The sequence below is a fragment of the Sporosarcina sp. AD_1 genome (assembly GCF_057373025.1).
The window spans coordinates 160,928-179,488 of sequence record NZ_JBPVIR010000001.1 but is presented as its reverse complement, the minus strand read 5'-3'; the positions used below and the strand labels follow the sequence as shown (position 1 = coordinate 179,488).

The window sequence follows — 18,561 nt, the reverse complement described above, 5'->3', positions numbered from 1 at the left end:
TGTCTCATAATTGGTGTGTTGCATTTTTAATTATACATCTTCTGTAATTTTAATAGGATATGCGGATAGTTGACTGATCCATCCGAACAGCCATTTGATTTTATTTTGGAAGGGGGCGTGGATTGAAGGATCCTGTCAACGTCTGTTAAGTATGTAGTAGGCAAGTTGGAGTATGACCATATTCATTAACTGTATGCAGCTGATGATCATTTAACTGTGTACAGAGGGGGAAATTCATTATGAAGAAAAGAGGACGTATTGTATCGTTCTTATTGTTGCTCGTATTACTCGGTTCGTTAATCGGTTCTACGACCAACTCGATTTTAAAAGATGTTAACTTAGGTCTTGATCTGCAGGGCGGATTTGAAGTGCTTTATCAAGTTGAACCGCTCAAGAAAGGCCAGAAAATAACCGAAGAAGTCGTCAATGATACACAACGAGCGTTGCGCAACCGTGTTGACGTACTCGGTGTCAGCGAGCCGAGCATTCAGATTGAATCCGGTAATCGGATCCGTGTCCAATTGGCTGGTGTCGAAGACCAGGAATCGGCTCGGAAATTACTTTCTACGCAAGCGAATCTTACTTTCCGTGATGCAAACGATAATTTGTTGCTCGATGGAACGGATTTGAAGCAAGGAAAGGCAAAAGCCAATTTTGGAGAGACAGGCAATCCAGTCGTTACATTGGAAATGAAGGATCCGGACAAGTTCGGTGAAATCACATCTCGAGTAGCTCAAATGGCTCCTGATAATGTAATGGTTATCTGGCTTGATTTTGAAGAAGGAAAGGATTCTTTCCGCGAAGAAGCGAAAAAGGAAAAGCCGAAATTCATTTCAGCTCCTTACGTTAAACAGACAATCAATTCTTCAAACGTTGAAATCTCCGGTAGCTTCACAACCGATGAAACGAAAAATTTAGCAGGTATTTTGAATGCAGGCGCATTGCCAGTTCATTTAGAAGAGAAATATTCGACTTCTGTCGGAGCCCAGTTCGGGGAGCAGGCATTGGATAAGACGATTTTTGCCGGTATTGTCGGTATTGCGTTAATCTTCATCTTCATGCTGTTCTATTACCGTCTGCCAGGCTTTGTAGCTGTCGCGACATTGTCAGTATATATCTATCTGATTTTGCTTGTCTTCACGTTAATTAACGGTGTTCTCACACTACCAGGCATCGCGGCCCTCATGCTCGGTGTCGGTATGGCAGTGGATGCGAACATCCTGACGTATGAACGGATCCGTGAGGAACTGCGCGTAGGCAAATCAGTGAAAACGGCATTCCATGCTGGTTCAAAGTCATCGTTCACAGCCATCTTGGATGCCAATATCACCACATTGCTTGCAGCAGTTGTTCTCTTCATATTCGGGACAAGCTCGGTTAAAGGGTTTGCAACAATGTTGATTATCAGCATTGCAGTCAGCTTCCTTACTGCGGTTTGGGGCTCCCGTCTCTTGTTAGGCCTACTCGTAAACAGCGGAATGCTCGACGGCAAAACTGGTTTGTTTGGCATTTCGAAGAAACGTGTGCATGCGCCTGAGGAAGAAGTGGACACGCTTGACTTGACAACGAAATTCGATCGCTTCGATTTCGTTCATGCTCGAAAACGTTTTTACACCATCTCCATCGTTCTAATTGTAGCCGGTATCGTGGCGCTTGGCATTTTCAAATTGAATTTGGGAATCGATTTCTCGAGTGGTACCCGTGTAGAAATCTTATCGGATAAATCACTGACGACGGAAGAAGTGTCCAAGTCACTTGAGGGCATTGGCCATTCAACAGATGATATCGTCATTTCCGGTGACAAGAAAGAAATCGGGGTTGCCCGGTTTAAACAGGAATTTAAGCAAGAAGAAGTTAATAAAATTAAAGCTGATCTCAAGGCGAAATACGGTCATGAACCGAATGTTTCGACCGTCTCAGACACAGTAGGGAAGGAACTTGTGAGAAATGCTTTGAAAGCATTGTTGTATGCAGCTCTTGGGATTGTCGTCTATGTGGCGCTTCGATTCGAATGGCGCATGGGTGTTTCAGCCATCGTCGGCTTGCTGCATGATGCATTCTTCATGGTCGCCGTCTTCAGCTTGTCGCGTTTGGAAGTGGACATCACCTTCATCGCAGCAGTTCTCACTATCGTCGGTTATTCGATTAACGATACGATTGTTACGTTTGACCGAATCCGTGAGAACTTGAACCGTGTCGGCCATATCGACAATGCAGACCATTTAGCGGATATTGTAAATAAATCGTTGCGTCAGACACTTGGACGTTCGGTTAATACGGTACTGACAGTCGTCATCGTTGTCGTAGCCTTGATCTTCTTAGGTGCCGAGTCAATCCGTCCATTCTCGATCGCTCTTTTGATCGGTCTGTTTGCAGGGACGTATTCCTCCATCTATATTTCAGCACAGATCTGGTACGATCTGAAGGTGAAGGAAATGAAAAAAGCTGGAAAATTGCAAGTGAAAAAAGACAAAAAACAATGGGGTTCAGACGAGCCGGTTGTGTAATACGTTATGTTTCGGAAGAACAGGGTATACGAAAAGGTATATCCTGTTTTTCTATGCCGAGGGGGACGTTTAGATGAAGACACAATGGGGATTAATTTTTGGTATCGTTTTTGCAATTATTATCGCAGTTTTCGCTGTTGTGAATGTCAATGCCGTTGAAGTGAACTATGTCGTCGGCACAGGACATTTGCCACTTATACTTGTAATCTTGTTTTCTGCTTTGTTGGGAGCCGCCATCAGCAGCATGATCGCCATGATCAAGTCTGTCTCCCTTCAACGCAAACTAAATGAACAATTAAAAGAGACGAATGCCAAAGAAATTCAAATCGCCATGCAGCAAAATGAAATCGCTGCCCTGCAAAAGGAAGTATCGACGGTAAATGATAATGAAACGATTTGATAGCAGTGATGATGGGATGCGAGTCATTCCCATCATCTTTTTTTTGAGGCATTTTATTGTCAAGATATAGTATTCCTTTATGTGCCTCCAACCTTTCGATATAATAGGATCAGAAGGAAGTGAGAGTTTTGATTGAGTCGATGAAAAACTGGAAAGTTCGCCGTCCTGATGACAAGATTGTGAATGCACTGATAGACGAGCTTGGCATTCCGTCCATCCATGCGAAAATTCTCGCCTCCCGTGGATTGACAGAAGCGAAGGAAGTCCAATCATTTTTACATATGAATCAAGATAGTTTACATGATCCATTTCTCCTTTATGATATGGATAAAGCAGTGGAACGTATTCAGACAGCGATTGCCAATCAAGAAAAAATCGTCGTGTACGGGGATTATGACGCGGATGGCGTGACAAGTGTCACGGTAATGACAACAGCAATCGAAAGACTTGGCGGAGATGTAGCCTTTGCTATACCTGATCGTTTCAAACATGGCTACGGGCCGAACAAAGAACTGTTTCAGGAACTTTCCGAAGCGGGTGCAAACCTTATTATCACAGTGGATAATGGGATTTCCGGCATTGAACAGATCGCTTTCGCCAAATCGTTAGGCATGGATATTATCGTGACGGATCACCACGAAATCGGTGAACAGCTCCCAGAGGCGGATGCCATCATTCATCCACGGCACCCGGAAGGAAACTATCCATTTGGGGAGCTGGCAGGAGTGGGAGTTGCTTTTAAAGTGGCGACCGCCTTGTTAGGAGAGATCCCCGCTGATCTGCTGGAGATTGCGGCGATTGGAACGGTAGCTGATTTGGTGCCGTTGCGTGATGAAAACCGGTACATTGTTAAAGAAGGCATCCGGCGAATGCGCCATACCGGACGTCCTGCCATCCAGGCGCTATCGAAAGTCTCTTCAACTGAACAGGCGGCCATTACCGAAGAAACAATTGGTTTTGGGATAGGCCCGCGGTTGAATGCACCGGGACGGCTCGGCAGTGCGGCGACGGCAGTCCAACTGCTGAAGTCTGATGATATGATGGAAGCGATTGCGCTGGCTGAAGAGTTGGACGCGTTAAACAAGGAAAGGCAAGCGCTCGTTTCGTTGATTACCGAACAGGCAGAAGAGATGATGGAAACGTTGTATGGCGATATGCTGCCTTATGTCATCGTACTGGACGGAGAAGGTTGGAATCCTGGCGTCGTCGGTATTGTGGCATCTCGGATGACAGAAAAATATTATCGCCCTTCCATTATCCTGTCGGTCGATCATGAGACAGGCATGGCGAAAGGATCAGCCCGAAGTATTGAAGGGTTTGACTTATATAAAGAGTTATCCAAATGTGCCGATTTGCTGCCTCATTTTGGAGGCCACCAAATGGCTGCCGGCATGACGTTGCCTGCAGAGGACGTGGAGACTCTTCGCGAGAGATTAAATGAACAAGGCAAACGGATGCTGTCGGACGAGCTGCTTATGCCAAAACTGCATATTGACGTGCCAATTAAACTGGATGAAATCGAAGTAGATATCATTGATTCGATGGAAACGCTCCGGCCATTCGGCATGTCGTTTGAGAAGCCTGTTTTTTTATTGGAAGACGTTTCGGCGACGAGCATCCGGAAAATTGGTGCCTCAAAGGATCATTTGAAAATGGAAGTGGAAGAGAGCGGCCTCAAGCTGGATGCCATTGGTTTTGGGCTTGGCGCATTGGCGGACGACATGAGCCCGGCTGTAAAGCTATCACTGACAGGCGATCTCCAGGTGAACGAATGGAACGGCAGGAAAAAGCCCCAACTGTTGCTAGGGGATGTGCGTTGTGATGAGCGGCAAGTCTTTGATCTCCGCGGAATGCGGGAAGTATCCCGCTGGCTGCCGGCTGTACCGAAGAAGGCGACTGCTTTCATCGCTTTCCATGAGTCTACCGCACATTCATACCAGCCGTATATGCCGGAAGAAACGATTTATTGTTTCGGCCGAGATGACATACAGGACATGGACAACTTGGTCCTGCTCGATTTACCGGAAGGGACAGAACCGGTGGAGACGTTACTGAATGAACTGAATCCAAAACGAATTTACGCCCATTTCCACGTCACGGAATCGAAGTACTTTGAAGGGATACCAGACCGATCACATTTCGGATGGTATTACAGCTTCCTGAAAAAAAGAGGCAGCTTTCATTTAAAAGAACAAGCTCCCCAGCTATCTAAACATAAAGGATGGAAAATCGAGACGATTTATTTCATGACAAAGGTGTTTTTTGAACTAGGATTTGTTAAGATAGAGGATGGTGTCGTTTTCGTATGCGAGCCGTCGAGCAAACGGAATCTCAATGAAGCGCCCGCTTATAAGGAAAGAGAGCGTCAAATTGAGATGGAACGCATGTTGTTATACGCTCCGTATATGGAATTGAAACAATGGTTTGATTCTTTGCAGCATGTTCAAAAAGTATAGTGAAAAGTTAGGTATTTGATATAGACAGTTTACGATTAAGCGGGAGCTTATCCTCGATTTCGGAAACGTGGAACTACCTTTTCTCCTCCTTTTTGAACAACGGATGCTTAGACTGATTACGTCTATTGGGAGGAAAAGTAATGGATTTGAAAAGTTATGTGACAATCGTGCCGGATTATCCGAAGGAAGGCATCAGCTTTAAGGATATTACAACAATTATGGATAACGGTGAGGCTTATAAATACGCCACTGATCAAATAGTCGAATTTGCTAAACAGGTAGGAACGGATATCATTGTGGGCCCTGAAGCGCGCGGTTTCATTATCGGCTGTCCGGTTGCCTACGCACTGGAAGTCGGATTTGCCCCTGTCCGCAAGCCTGGCAAGCTGCCGCGTGAAACGATAGCAGTGGAGTACGATCTGGAGTATGGCAAAGACTCATTGACGATCCATAAGGATGCGATCAAACCGGGACAGCGTGTACTGATCGTCGACGATCTTCTAGCGACAGGCGGAACAGTCGGTGCGACAGTTGAACTTGTTGAGAAACTAGGAGGCGTCGTTGCTGGATGCGCTTTCATTATCGAACTAACGTATTTGAACGGCCGGGAAAAGCTGAAAGGCTACGAAATCCAGTCGCTTATCACATATTGACAAATAGATCCTTCGCTTGCGGGCGGAGGATCTTTATTATACTTAAAATGAGGCTAGCCCCGTCTTTACATAATGCCTCGTCATTTATTAAATGCAAGCCAGAAACAGAAATGAAGATTCCGCTCTTTACATTCAGCGCGGTTTATACATACAATAGTAATACGATTATTTTTTAGCGGAAAAGCACGAAAGGAGTTACATGATGGCGAAAAATCGTGACATGTCAGCTGAAGAAATTTTTGAATTGATCGGTTCTTATATGAATGAACAACATGTTGCGTTCGTCAAGAAGGCTTATGAAGCTGCGAAATCCGCACATGAAGGACAATATAGAAGCTCCGGGGAGCCGTATATCCTCCATCCGATCCAAGTTGCTGGCATCCTGGCACAATTACAGATGGATCCCTCCACGGTCGCTGCCGGCTTTCTTCACGATGTCGTCGAAGACACGAATGTGAGCCGTGAAGACATCATCCGTGATTTCGGAGAAGAAGTGGCGCTCCTTGTAGATGGCGTTACCAAATTGGAAAAACTGAAATTCAAGTCCAACGAAGAGAAACAGGCAGAGAATCACCGCAAGATGTTCATCGCGATGGCGAGAGATATCCGGGTCATCCTCATCAAGCTTGCTGACCGTCTTCATAACATGCGGACATTGAAGCATGTACCTGAAGAGAAGCAGCGGCGGGTGGCTGCGGAAACGCTGGATATTTTCGCCCCGCTTGCACATCGGCTCGGAATTTCCACCATCAAGTGGGAACTAGAAGACACTGCACTTCGGTACTTGAATCCGCAGCAGTATTATCGGATTGTCAATTTGATGAAACGAAAGCGCGTAGAACGTGAAAATTACTTAAAAAATGTCATGGAACTGATTCATAAGGAAATCGGCGAAATGGGAATCGAAGCCGATATTTCCGGCAGGCCGAAGCATTTATATTCCATTTATCGCAAGATGGTGCTGCAAAAGAAAGAATTTAACGAGATCTATGACCTGTTAGCCGTACGGATCATGGTTAAAAGTATTAAAGATTGCTATGCAGTGCTTGGCATTATCCATACGCTATGGAAGCCGATGCCAGGGCGTTTCAAGGATTATATCGCCATGCCGAAACAGAATTTGTACCAATCGATCCATACGACTGTCGTCGGCCCGCAAGGAGATCCACTTGAAGTGCAAATCCGGACAGAAGAGATGCACAAAATTGCCGAATACGGGGTCGCTGCACACTGGGCATACAAGGAAGGAAAAACGGTCACCGAAAAGCCGACAAATATCGATAAAAAACTGACGTGGTTCCGGGAAATTCTCGAGTTCCAAAACGAATCTTCCAATGCGGAAGAATTTATGGAGTCTTTAAAGTTCGATTTATTCTCGGATATGGTGTACGTGTTCACGCCTGATGGGGATGTTATTGAAATACCGAAGGGCTCCGTGCCAATCGATTTTGCATACCGGGTCCACTCTGAAGTCGGAAACCGGACAATTGGAGCGAAAGTGAATGGCAAGATGGTGCCGCTTGATACGGAGCTGTTTACTGGAGATATCGTTGAAATTTTGACGTCCAAGCAGTCATTCGGACCGAGCCGGGACTGGCTGAAAATTGCCAATACGTCGCAGGCACGCAATAAAATTAGGCAATTTTTCAAAAAGCAGCTGCGCGAGGAGAATATCACGAAAGGCCGTGAACTTGTCGAGCGGGAGATCAAAACGCAAGAATATGAACAAAAAGACGTGTTAACGACAGATAATATCCAGCGTGCTATTGAAAAATTCAGCTTTACTTCAGAGGAAGATATGTATGCTGCGGTCGGTTCAGGCGGAATCACAGCTCAGCAGGTCGTAAACCGATTGGCGGAAAAACTGCGGAGACAAAGGGAACGCCAGGATACGATTGATAAAATCGTATCTGATATGAAAACGGCACAGCCAATCGAAACCGAGTCGGGCGTCATCGTCAAAGGAATCGATAACTTGCTGATACGTCTTTCAAAATGCTGTAATCCGATCCCAGGTGATGAAATTGTCGGTTTCATCACGAAGGGGAGAGGTGTTTCGGTCCATCGCGCCGATTGCCCGAATGTGCACACAGCCGAGGAAGAAGATCGCCTGATTGATGTGGAGTGGGCCGTCAGCCCGACGAGCACGAAGAAAGAGTTCCAGGTCGATATAGAAGTGACGGCATTCGATCGTCAAGGTTTATTGAATGAAGTTATGATGGTGGTCGCCGATACGAAGACACCGATGGTCGCGGTAAGCGGCAAAGCGGACCGTGATAAGATTGCGCGAATTAATATGACCATTAAAATTACAGATATTGCCCACTTACAACGGATTGTTGATCGGATTAAACAAATCCGTGATATTTATTCTGTCCAGCGTATTATTCATTAAAGGAGGGTCTTTCATGAAAGTATTGCTGCAGCGTTCCGGCCCTGCTTCCGTCCGGGTAGATGGGGAAGTAACCGGATCGATTGAAAAAGGATATGTCCTCCTTGTCGGAATTACGCATGAGGATACCAAGGAAGATGCCGAGTACATTGCAAAGAAAATTGCAGGGCTACGGCTATGGGAGGACGAAGAAGGGAAGATGAACCGTTCCATTGATGAAGTGGGCGGGGACATTCTTTCTGTTTCTCAGTTCACGCTTTACGGAGATGTGCGTAAAGGCCGCCGTCCGAGCTTTATTGAAGCGGCCCGTCCGGAACAGGCCAAGCCGCTTTGGGAGTATTTCAATGAATGCCTGAAGGCGGAAGGACTCGAAGTTTCCACAGGCGTATTTGGCGCCATGATGGACGTCTACTTATTGAACGACGGTCCCGTGACCCTTATGATCGAATCAAAATAAAAGGCAGGCACCGAATATAAACTCGGTGTGCCTGCCTTTTTTATAATCATTTTGAATCAAAGTAATCGAGTAATCCTTGATAAATGCCATATGACGCCTGTTCACGGAAAACATCCGTTGTCAGGATTCGTTCTTCCGAAGGATTGGATAAGAATCCAAGCTCGATTAAGATGGCGTCCTGCATATTTTCCCGCAGAACTAGATAATTGGCGGGTTGCACACCTCGGTTGCGAAGTGTGACAGTCGAGCCGAGTCCTTTATTAATTGATTCGGCCAGACCTTTTTGAGTCTTCTTTGTATAATACGTTGTGAATCCAGTAATGGAGCTATCCGGATTGGCATCGTAATGCAAACTTACGAATGCATCTACTGCATGCTGATGGCCGACAGCGACTCGTTTACGAAGGGAAACATACGTATCCGTGTCACGGGTCATGATAACCTCTGCGCCAGCGGCTTTCAATTTGGATTCCAATAATTCTGCGGTTAGCAGGGTTAACACTTTCTCGTCCGTTCCCCGAGCTCCGGTTGTTCCGCGGTCATTTCCACCATGCCCCGCGTCAATCGCAATGGTCAGGCCTTTTAAGGTGCCAGGTTCTCTCTCTTGCTTTTTCTTTGGCTCGTCCAGCTTGAAGACAGGGACGCGATCGTCCGAAACGACCCATTTGGCAATATACGCTTCTCCGCCATCCGGGAGCTCGATCTTATACCAATCGCCCTCATCACGCAGCACTTGGAACTTCTCACCTGCATTTGCCCGGAGTACAACGTCTGAGGAGGTCGTTGCTTCTGACCGGATATTGGTCCCGTTTGTCAGCGCTGTAACTTGGTCACGTTTCGTCTTGGCGGTGTCCTGTTTACGGCTTTCGCCGGAGAAGGTGCCATGGAAGGAGTAGACCCAGCCCTCTTTTTTCTTGGAGAAATTAATCTTCACCCAATTGCCATCGATTTCTTTAACAGCGAAGGTTTCTCCCTTATGGACCATGCCTACTTTTTTGGAAGACTGGTCGGCTTTCTTCCGTACATGTAACGCATCCACAGTGACCGTAAAAACATTCAAGCCATCCGATTTTTCAACTGCAGGAGATGGCTCTGGTGTTTGTGCTGAATCAATTTCTGTTATGTATTCATGATGGACCCAGCCTTCCATCCCGCGGAATGTAATGGCTGTCCATTCTCCATCAGTCCCCGTTTTGATCGCTTCTTCCCCGGCATTCATTCGGCCCACGATGGAGGATCCGATGGAAGGGGAGGTCCGGATATTCAGTGAATCCACTTTAGAAACGATGGTTTTTGGTGTTTCTGAAACAGCATGATTTTGGGAGGTCAGCCATGAAGCGATCCATCCGGTTTGTCCATTCCAATCTATTTCAAGCCAATCGTCAGAAGTGGAAAGATAGGCCACTTCCTTTCCTTTTTTCAAAGATCCGATGACCGGGTAGGAGAGGCCCGGGCCAGAACGGACATTGATCGAGTCAGCCTGAATGACAGCAGAATTGCCTTTTGCATAGACGCCTGTCAAGGTGGTGCCAAGCAGAATGGAAAAAATGATAGCGAAGATTCCAATGCGTCGTCTGATCAACTGATGATTCTCCTTTCCAATCCTTTCTTCATATTGTAGAATTTTTTCAGCAAAAAAACCATATGAATTTCTCTTTCCATCAAATCACGTTGTCCTTTCCCTTTGCAAATTTGAAGTATTGTAGAGGAAAAGGGTTGACACGCCGCTATTGAATGATTAACATAGTCAGTAATCGAAAAAATCATTAGACCGATGACATGGCAAGTAGTTTTCTCTAGCGGCTGACAAGAGAGGGGCGGACGTGGCTGAAATCCACCCTACAGACCAGTTAAAACGAACAACACCATCGAGGTTCTGCGTCGAAAGAGTGACATCTAGTAGGCGTGGACGGAACCGGCCGTTATCCGGACACGAGTGGGCGCTAATAGCGTCAATTTGGGTGGAACCGCGGAAGCTTCAAAAGCTCTCGTCCCTGCATTAACAGGGATGAGGGCTTTTTTTATTGCTTACAAAAGAAAAAATGTTGAAAAGAAAGGGGAAGTCATATGAACTTTAAAGTGCCAAGAGGAACGCAGGATATACTCCCTGCCCAATCCTGGAAATGGCAGCGCGTTGAAGCTATCATGCGTGACATTTGCGAACTGTACCGTTACAAAGAAATCCGGACGCCGATATTCGAGCAAACGGAATTGTTTTTAAGAACGGTTGGGGATACTACCGATATCGTGCAAAAAGAAATGTATACATTCACAGACCGAGGAGATCGTTCCATGACTCTCCGTCCAGAAGGTACGGCACCTGTCGTTCGATCATTCGTCGAAAACAAGATGTTCGGATATCCCGATCAGCCTGTAAAGCTCTACTACAGCGGACCGATGTTCCGTTATGAGAGGCAGCAAGCTGGCCGATACCGGCAATTTGTTCAATTTGGCGTCGAAGCGATCGGAAGTGACGATCCGGCAATCGATGCAGAAGTCATCTCGCTCGCGATGGAAGTGTATAAGCGGGCAGGATTGTCCGATTTAAAACTTGTATTGAATTCACTTGGTGATGCGGAGTCCAGAACGGCACATCGCGAAGCGCTGGTAGCACACTTCCGGCCGCACATCGGCGAGTTCTGTAAAGACTGCCAGTCACGGCTTGAGAAGAATCCACTTCGTATTCTCGACTGTAAAGTAGACCGGGATCACCCGCTGATGGCATCCGCTCCATCCTTGCCGGACTATTTGAATGAGCCATCTAAGCACTATTTCAACCAAGTGCAATCATTCCTTGAAGATGCGGGAATTGAATACGAAATCGATCCAAATCTCGTCCGGGGACTTGATTACTACAATCACACTGCGTTTGAGATTATGAGCACCTCAAAAGGATTCGGTGCGATCACAACGCTTTGCGGTGGCGGCCGTTACAACGGACTATCCGAGGAAATCGGCGGGCCAAATGCTCCGGGAATCGGGTTTGCGATGAGTATTGAACGTCTCTTGCTCGCATTGGACGCAGAAGAAAAGTCATTTGAAGATGAACCTTCCTTGGATGTCTATGTGGTCACACTTGGCGAAGAGGCTCATCGGAAAGGCTTCCAGCTGCTCCAGCAATTGCGGAGCGAAGGAGTGAAGGCCGATATGGACTTCATGGATCGTAAAATGAAAGCGCAAATGAAATCGGCCGATCGCCATGAAGCAAAGCTGGTTTGCATCATCGCCGAGGACGAAGTGACACAGGGCGTCGTTCAATTGAAGAATATGGGTGACGGAACACAAGAACAAGTTGCAGCAACGGCAATTGCCGGGAAGATAAAAGAACTGTTGAAATAAGGAAGGTTGATGGATATGCGACGGACACATTATTGTGGAGAATTGAATGAGCAGACAATCGGGCAAACAGTGACACTACAAGGATGGGTGCAAAAGAGACGTGATTTAGGCGGTTTGATTTTCGTAGATATGCGGGATCGGACAGGTCTTGTCCAAGTCGTCTTTAATCCGGATATTTCAAAGGAAGCACTCGCTATCGCTGAGACGCTCCGCAATGAATACGTTGTCGAATTGGTCGGTTCTGTGGTGGAACGCGAAGAGAACCAGAAAAATCCTAAATTGAAAACGGGAGCCATTGAAGTACAGGCCGAAAAGGTCGTCATTATCAATGAAGCAAAAACACCACCTTTTATCATTGAAGATGAGACGGATGTCAATGAAGAGGTCCGGTTGAAACACCGTTATCTGGATTTACGGCGCCCACAGCTGGCAAATGTATTCAAAATGCGTTCGGATATTTCTAAGACGGTCCGCAACTTCCTGGACGAAGAAGGGTTTATTGAAGTAGAAACGCCGATTCTTACCAAATCGACACCGGAAGGGGCAAGGGATTATCTCGTGCCAAGCCGGGTACATGACGGCGAGTTTTATGCGCTGCCTCAATCACCGCAATTATTCAAACAAATGCTCATGGTTTCCGGTTTTGACCGGTACTACCAAATTGCCCGCTGTTTCCGGGATGAAGACCTTCGTGCGGACCGTCAGCCGGAATTCACGCAAATCGATATGGAAATGAGTTTCATGTCCATCGATGACATTATCGAGTTGAATGAACGCCTGATGAAGAAAGTAATGAAGGATGTAAAAGGAATCGACATCGAGACGCCATTTAAGCGCCTGCCATACGATGAGGCAATGGCCCGTTATGGTTCAGATAAGCCGGATACACGCTTTGAAATGGAATTGACCGACGTATCGGAGCTGGTCAAGGATTCTTCCTTCAAAGTGTTTGCGTCAGCTGTTGAAGGCGGTGGCCAAGTGAAGTTGATTAACGTCAAAGGAAGAGCAGATCAATTTTCACGGAAAGACATCGATGCGCTTGGCGAATTCGCTGCCCGCTACGGTGCAAAAGGATTGGCTTGGCTGAAAGTGGATGCGGAAGGATTGAAAGGACCGATTGCCAAATTCTTCGAAGGAGAAGCGGCAAGCGGATTAATTCAAGCGGCTTCTGCAGAAGACGGTGACCTCTTATTGTTCGTTGCTGATAAGAAAAATGTCGTCGCAGATGCCCTAGGAGCCCTCCGTTCTAAATTAGGAAAGGATCTTGGATTGATTGACGAAACGAAATTCAATTTCCTATGGGTTACAGAATGGCCGCTATTTGAATATGACGAAGAAGATGGCCGTTATTATGCAGCCCACCATCCGTTCACGATGCCTACGGACGTACAAGGTTTGGAATCAAATCCTGCATCAGTGAAAGCGCAAGCCTATGACCTGGTGCTGAATGGATATGAGCTCGGTGGAGGTTCGTTGCGGATCTACCAGCGTGATGTACAGGAAAAGATGTTCAAAGCTCTTGGCTTCAGTCAAGAACAAGCGAGAGAGCAATTCGGATTCCTATTGGATGCGTTCGATTACGGAACACCGCCTCACGGAGGAATTGCTTTTGGGCTGGACCGGATCGTCATGTTATTGTCAGGTTCCTCGAACTTGCGTGATACGATTGCGTTTCCTAAGACGGCAAGTGCTAGCTGCTTGCTCACAGATGCGCCAAGCCCGGTGGATGAAGCACAACTGGTTGAATTGGGTATTGGCATCAGACAAAAAGAAAATGCGTAAAACTTGTAATCTGGCATTAACAGAAAAAAGCAAAATCGTTGAATGATTTTAAGAAGTGTGATAGTATACAGGTAATACGAATCCTGAAGTGTTCGTCATTTGAACATCAGTTTTGACCGAACATAATTATCGTAGGGAGCCTAAATTCCAGGCTTGATGGCACGCCCTTTAGAGGGACGTCAGATGGTGTGGATTGGGCACCCACCTGCTGAGTGCGGGTTCAAAACGATTCCACTTTGACGGCACATTCGGGATTCGTCACTATTGAATAATCGATCCCCTCTTGCCTAATCGCGGAGGGGGTTTTTACTTTTAGGCCTGCAGAGGAAGGAAGGATTCAACTTGTTACACCAATTTTCAAGAAATGAACTGGCTATTGGCAAAGAGGGACTAGACCGCATCAAAGGAAAGACTGTCGCCATTCTGGGAGTCGGGGGAGTAGGATCATTCGCTGCAGAAGCTTGCGCGCGCAGCGGAGTTGGGCGCATTATCCTCATAGATAAAGACGTAGTTGATATTACAAATGTAAATCGTCAGTTGGTCGCCACACTTTCAACGATTGGCCGTTCTAAAGTGGAAGTAATGACAGAACGCATCGCCGATATTAACAAAGAGTGTGAAGTCATTCCATTGCATATGTTTTATACCGAAGAAACGTATGAGGAATTTTTTAATCATGCTCCTGATTACGTCATTGATGCCTCCGATACGATCAGTTACAAAATCCATTTAATCAAGGAATGTATCGCTCGAGGCGTAAAGATCATTTCTAGTATGGGAGCAGCGAATAAATTGGATCCAACCCGATTCAAAATCGCTGATATTTCGAAAACCCATACCGATCCAATTGCCAAGGTGATCCGTCTTCGTTTACGCAAAGAAGGGATTAAAAAAGGCGTTCCTGTTGTGTTTTCGGATGAAAGTCCAATTGTCGTCCGAGAAGATGTAGTCGATAAAGTCGGAAAACCGGACGCTGAAATCCGAAAAGCAAAAATGCCGCCAAGCTCCAATGCATTCGTGCCGTCTGCCGCAGGCCTCATATGTGCCAGCTGGGTCATTAACGATATGATTAAGGACATCCCGATCGAGCGGGTGAATAGCTAGTCAGGAAAGCGGATCCCCATGCGAGGATCCGTTTTTTATTTAGGAAATAGTGAATGAGAAGCCCTTATTACTACTACTCGAAAATATCTTCCCACTTACGATTAATGTAAGAGTTAAAAACGAATAATTTTGCTTATTTTAGTCGTTTCCTATGGCATGGTACATAGGAACCATGTATACTAAGAAGTAAATAGAGTACGAGTCTGGCAGACAACTGATCAGACGGTGAGAGGGTTGAAGAAAGAATGAGCCAACATGAAGGGATTTTGCTAGAGAGCGGCACGAACGAGTTGGAAATTGTTGAATTTGAAATGGGCCATAACCGGTACGGCATAAATGTAATTAAGGTGAAGGAAATCATCATGCCGACACCGATCACCCCAATTCCTCACTCCCATCCGGCTATTGAAGGAATCATTCAATTGCGGGGAGATGTCCTGCCGGTCATTAGTATGGAACGGGTAATGGGATTGCCGGAAACAATCGGTAAGAAGGAAGGAAAATATATTGTGGCGGCTTTCAATAAACAACAAGTCGTTTTCCATGTCCACGAAGTGACGCAAATCCACAGGGTGTCCTGGAACCAAATTGAGAAGCCTGCGGATCTCTACTCAGGTGATGCGGCTCAAGTCATCGGCGTCATCAAACGGAACGATGATATGCTTTTATTGCTAGACTTCGAAAAAATCGTTTTAGAAATCAACCCGGACAGCGGCATCCGAGTCGAAGAAGTGAAAAAGCTGGGCAAGCGGGAACGGATCGATAAGCAGATTTTAGTAGCGGAAGATTCGCCGTTGTTACGTAAGTTATTGAATGATACGTTGACGGAAGCAGGCTATACCAATATCGATTTTTTTGAGAATGGCAAAGATGCCTTGGCTTATTTGGAAAGTGTCGCAGCCAGCGGAAAAAATGTAGCCGATGTCATTCAGCTGGTCATTACGGATATCGAGATGCCTCAAATGGATGGCCACCATTTCACACGCAGAATTCGCGAGAACCATCAATTGGCCATGCTGCCCGTCATCATTTTCTCTTCCCTCATCACCGATGAATTAAAGCATAAGGGAGTTAGCGTAGGAGCGAATGATCAAGTAAGCAAACCGGAAATCGCAGAACTCGTTTTGAAGATGGATCAGCATATACTTTGATTTCAAAGGAGCATTAAGCTAAAGAATTGAAGACAATCCTAAGAAAAATTTGGCGCGAACAGGTCGACAAGCTACTGTCGGACTGTTCGCGTTTTTGATTGTCCAGTACCCCCGCGCATACAGGTCTGGCCTCCGCGCATAAACGAAAATAGCCGCGCATACTGGTCAGCCACCCGCGCATAAACGAGAACAGCCGCGCATACTGGTCAGCCACCCGCGCATAAACGAGAACAGCCGCGCATACTGGTCCGTTACCCGCGCATAAACAGGAACATCCACGCCTACCGGTCTGATACGCACTCATCGACAGGCACAGCTATTTCTGTAGCTTCGCAACTATCGAATGAAATCGGGACATCTGAACAGCCGTGTGCATGTGCGTTCAACAAAAATTGAAGATTCCCATAAAATAGTGGAAATCTCATCAAAAAAGCACTCTCTGATTACGTTAGAACAGAGAGTGCTTAATCACAACCCAAACCATCATTTCTTCCGGAACTCTTTCAACTTATCATAAATGCCTGCCATCTTTTTCTCTTCGCCGGCAATGACGGGTTTGTAAAATTCCATTTGAGCGATTGAATCCGGCAAGTACTGCTGGTTGACCCATCCGCCAAAGGAACCGATCGGGTGGTCATGCGGGTATTGATAGCCGACATGCCCGAGTGCTGCAGCCCCCGCATAGTGTGCGTCCCGTAAATGTGGCGGAATATCGCCGGTCTGTCCTTCGTGCAACGCTTTCGTCGCTGCGTCGATTGCCAGGTAGGCAGAATTCGATTTGGACGCAAGGCACATCTCGATTACGGCATTTGATAGAGGAATCCTCGCTTCCGGCATACCGAGCCGGACGGCCGCTTCCGTGGCGGCGAGCACATGCGGTCCGACATTCGGATCTGCCAGGCCGATATCCTCATAAGCCATAACGAGCAGCCTTCGGGAAACGGCGACGAGATCTCCCGTTTCAAGGAGATGGGCCAAATAATAGACTGCGGCATTGACATCGCTGCCCCGAACGGATTTTTGGAGAGCCGATAACAAGTTATAATGGTGAGACCCTTTTTTATCTCCAACTAAGCCAATTCTGCCAATCAAGTTATCAATCAGCCAATCTTCGATCACCACTTGTCCATCTTCTTCATCACTCGCGGACACGACAGATTCCAAGACGGTCAGTGCTTTTCGGGCATCTCCGTTGACCCCTTCGGCAATCCGCTTCACCTGGCTTTCTTCGATTGCGATATTCAACTTGCCCAGTCCCCGGTCTTCATCTTGAAGGGCCCGATTCAATAATTTTTCTAGATCCGCGGCTTCCAGCCGTTTCAATTGAAGGATTTCTCCGCATCTTGAACGGATGGCAGGGTTCACATCATGAAAAGGATTTTCCGTTGTTGCCCCGATGAGTACAATTGAGCCGCTTTCTACGTGGGGAAGCAATGTATCCTGCTGCAATTTATTGAAACGATGAATTTCATCCAGAAATAACAGAACTTTGCCGGTAATGCGGGCCTCCGCAACGACATCTTCTACATCTTTTTTTCCTGAAACGGTCGCATTCAAGGCGATAAACGGCAATTCGCTAGTCCCGGCAATCGCATGTGCTAGCGATGTCTTTCCGATGCCCGGCTCACCGTATAAAAGCATCGAGGGGACATGGCCGTTTTTCACCATCCGATAGAGCGAGGTCTTCTCACCGATAATATGTTGTTGTCCGGCTATTTCATCTATCGTTCGCGGGCGCATCCGATACGCCAACGGTTCATTATGCAAAACGATCACTCCTCGTACATCTGTTCCTTCTATTATAACATGAGGTTCCGAATGAAGTCATATGGAGGAAGAGCGCCCTGTTGTATGCTATAATGTTTGAAGCAATTCGAGAAAAAGGACTGTTGGATACATGAGAATATCTACAAAAGGCCGATATGGATTGACGATTGTCGTTGAACTCGGCAGAAACTATGGGGAAGGCCCACTGCCTTTACGAAAAATAGCGGAAGAACATAATCTATCTGAAGCCTACTTGGAGCAGTTGATTCCGCCTTTGCGGAATAGCGGGGTAGTGAAAAGCGTCCGGGGAGCATATGGCGGTTATAAATTGGCAAAAGCGCCAAATGAGATTACTGCGGGGGATGTCATCCGAGTATTAGAGGGCCCAATTCAACTCATTGAGGACATGGATGAGGATGATGTGCCGCAGCAGGAATTATGGCATCGCATCGGCGAGGCGATCCGGGGAGTCCTCGATACGACAACGATTGAAGATTTAATTGACTCGGATAGAGCGCCAGAACCTGAAGGGTATATGTTTTACATTTAAAAG

At 46.5% G+C, this 18,561-nt stretch carries 13 protein-coding genes, 1 other RNA gene and 1 other annotated feature; of the genes, 12 read left to right on the top strand and 2 right to left on the bottom strand.

All coding sequences use genetic code 11. From position 1 onward, the window contains the following. Positions 1 to 239 precede the first annotated feature (239 nt). The 6 genes from secDF (at position 240) to dtd (ending at position 8,865) form a co-directional block, all read left to right on the top strand. Positions 240 to 2,507, top strand: coding sequence for a protein translocase subunit SecDF (gene secDF, locus ACSW3C_RS00900; RefSeq protein ID WP_486560364.1), 2,268 nt, complete (start codon positions 240 to 242; stop codon positions 2,505 to 2,507). Positions 2,508 to 2,580: 73 nt separating this feature from the next. Continuing rightward, positions 2,581 to 2,907, top strand: a complete 327-nt coding sequence (locus ACSW3C_RS00895) for a lipopolysaccharide assembly protein LapA domain-containing protein (protein ID WP_486560363.1) — start codon at positions 2,581 to 2,583, stop codon at positions 2,905 to 2,907. Between the two features lie 128 nt (positions 2,908 to 3,035). Continuing rightward, positions 3,036 to 5,363 carry a single-stranded-DNA-specific exonuclease RecJ gene (recJ, locus tag ACSW3C_RS00890; protein ID WP_486560362.1) on the top strand — a complete coding sequence of 776 codons (2,328 nt, stop codon included), beginning with the start codon at positions 3,036 to 3,038 and terminating at the stop codon, positions 5,361 to 5,363. Positions 5,364 to 5,503: 140 nt separating this feature from the next. Continuing rightward, a complete protein-coding gene (locus tag ACSW3C_RS00885) occupies positions 5,504 to 6,016 on the top strand; it encodes an adenine phosphoribosyltransferase (protein WP_238082241.1) in 513 nt (170 codons plus the stop codon). Between the two features lie 202 nt (positions 6,017 to 6,218). Beyond that, positions 6,219 to 8,411: a RelA/SpoT family protein gene (locus ACSW3C_RS00880; protein WP_486560361.1), complete on the top strand. Its 2,193-nt coding sequence runs from the start codon at positions 6,219 to 6,221 to the stop codon at positions 8,409 to 8,411. A gap of 13 nt (positions 8,412 to 8,424) precedes the next feature. Beyond that, positions 8,425 to 8,865 carry a D-aminoacyl-tRNA deacylase gene (dtd, locus tag ACSW3C_RS00875; protein ID WP_486560359.1) on the top strand — a complete coding sequence of 147 codons (441 nt, stop codon included), beginning with the start codon at positions 8,425 to 8,427 and terminating at the stop codon, positions 8,863 to 8,865. Positions 8,866 to 8,911: 46 nt separating this feature from the next. Here the strand turns inward: dtd and ACSW3C_RS00870 are convergent, their stop codons facing one another. Continuing rightward, entirely contained in the window at positions 8,912 to 10,447 is a 1,536-nt protein-coding gene (locus tag ACSW3C_RS00870; protein ID WP_486560358.1) for an N-acetylmuramoyl-L-alanine amidase family protein, read from the bottom strand. Positions 10,448 to 10,630: 183 nt separating this feature from the next. After that, positions 10,631 to 10,864 (top strand) — a binding site (T-box leader). A gap of 68 nt (positions 10,865 to 10,932) precedes the next feature. Between ACSW3C_RS00870 and hisS the strand changes: the two genes are divergently transcribed. The 5 genes from hisS (at position 10,933) to ACSW3C_RS00845 (ending at position 16,241) form a co-directional block, all read left to right on the top strand. Beyond that, entirely contained in the window at positions 10,933 to 12,204 is a 1,272-nt protein-coding gene (hisS, locus tag ACSW3C_RS00865; RefSeq protein WP_486560356.1) for a histidine--tRNA ligase, read from the top strand. Positions 12,205 to 12,219: 15 nt separating this feature from the next. Continuing rightward, positions 12,220 to 13,986, top strand: a complete 1,767-nt coding sequence (gene aspS / locus ACSW3C_RS00860; RefSeq protein ID WP_486560354.1) for an aspartate--tRNA ligase — start codon at positions 12,220 to 12,222, stop codon at positions 13,984 to 13,986. Positions 13,987 to 14,063: 77 nt separating this feature from the next. After that, a non-coding RNA gene (ssrS, locus tag ACSW3C_RS00855) (6S RNA) lies at positions 14,064 to 14,245 on the top strand. A gap of 83 nt (positions 14,246 to 14,328) precedes the next feature. After that, a complete protein-coding gene (locus tag ACSW3C_RS00850) occupies positions 14,329 to 15,090 on the top strand; it encodes a tRNA threonylcarbamoyladenosine dehydratase (RefSeq protein ID WP_486560352.1) in 762 nt (253 codons plus the stop codon). A gap of 245 nt (positions 15,091 to 15,335) precedes the next feature. Continuing rightward, the gene (locus ACSW3C_RS00845; RefSeq protein ID WP_486560351.1) at positions 15,336 to 16,241 is read left to right on the top strand and encodes a chemotaxis protein; all 906 of its coding nucleotides are present in this window, start codon (positions 15,336 to 15,338) and stop codon (positions 16,239 to 16,241) included. A 483-nt stretch (positions 16,242 to 16,724) separates the two neighbouring features. Here ACSW3C_RS00845 and ACSW3C_RS00840 read toward each other — a convergent pair whose 3' ends face one another. Then, positions 16,725 to 18,008, bottom strand: a complete 1,284-nt coding sequence (locus ACSW3C_RS00840) for a replication-associated recombination protein A (protein ID WP_486560349.1) — start codon at positions 18,006 to 18,008, stop codon at positions 16,725 to 16,727. A gap of 130 nt (positions 18,009 to 18,138) precedes the next feature. Here ACSW3C_RS00840 and cymR point away from each other — a divergent pair, with 130 nt between their 5' ends. After that, entirely contained in the window at positions 18,139 to 18,558 is a 420-nt protein-coding gene (gene cymR, locus ACSW3C_RS00835; protein ID WP_238082795.1) for a cysteine metabolism transcriptional regulator CymR, read from the top strand. The last annotated feature ends 3 nt before the right edge of the window (positions 18,559 to 18,561 follow it).

Excerpts from the sequence above, each read along its gene's own strand:
- secDF (WP_486560364.1), top strand. The coding sequence starts at position 240 with ATGAAGAAAAGAGGACGTATTGTATCGTTCTTATTGTTGCTCGTATTA.
- ACSW3C_RS00895 (WP_486560363.1), top strand. The coding sequence starts at position 2,581 with ATGAAGACACAATGGGGATTAATTTTTGGTATCGTTTTTGCAATTATT.
- ACSW3C_RS00885 (WP_238082241.1), top strand. The coding sequence starts at position 5,504 with ATGGATTTGAAAAGTTATGTGACAATCGTGCCGGATTATCCGAAGGAA.
- ACSW3C_RS00880 (WP_486560361.1), top strand. The coding sequence starts at position 6,219 with ATGGCGAAAAATCGTGACATGTCAGCTGAAGAAATTTTTGAATTGATC.
- dtd (WP_486560359.1), top strand. The coding sequence starts at position 8,425 with ATGAAAGTATTGCTGCAGCGTTCCGGCCCTGCTTCCGTCCGGGTAGAT.
- hisS (WP_486560356.1), top strand. The coding sequence starts at position 10,933 with ATGAACTTTAAAGTGCCAAGAGGAACGCAGGATATACTCCCTGCCCAA.
- aspS (WP_486560354.1), top strand. The coding sequence starts at position 12,220 with ATGCGACGGACACATTATTGTGGAGAATTGAATGAGCAGACAATCGGG.
- ACSW3C_RS00845 (WP_486560351.1), top strand. The coding sequence starts at position 15,336 with ATGAGCCAACATGAAGGGATTTTGCTAGAGAGCGGCACGAACGAGTTG.
- cymR (WP_238082795.1), top strand. The coding sequence starts at position 18,139 with ATGAGAATATCTACAAAAGGCCGATATGGATTGACGATTGTCGTTGAA.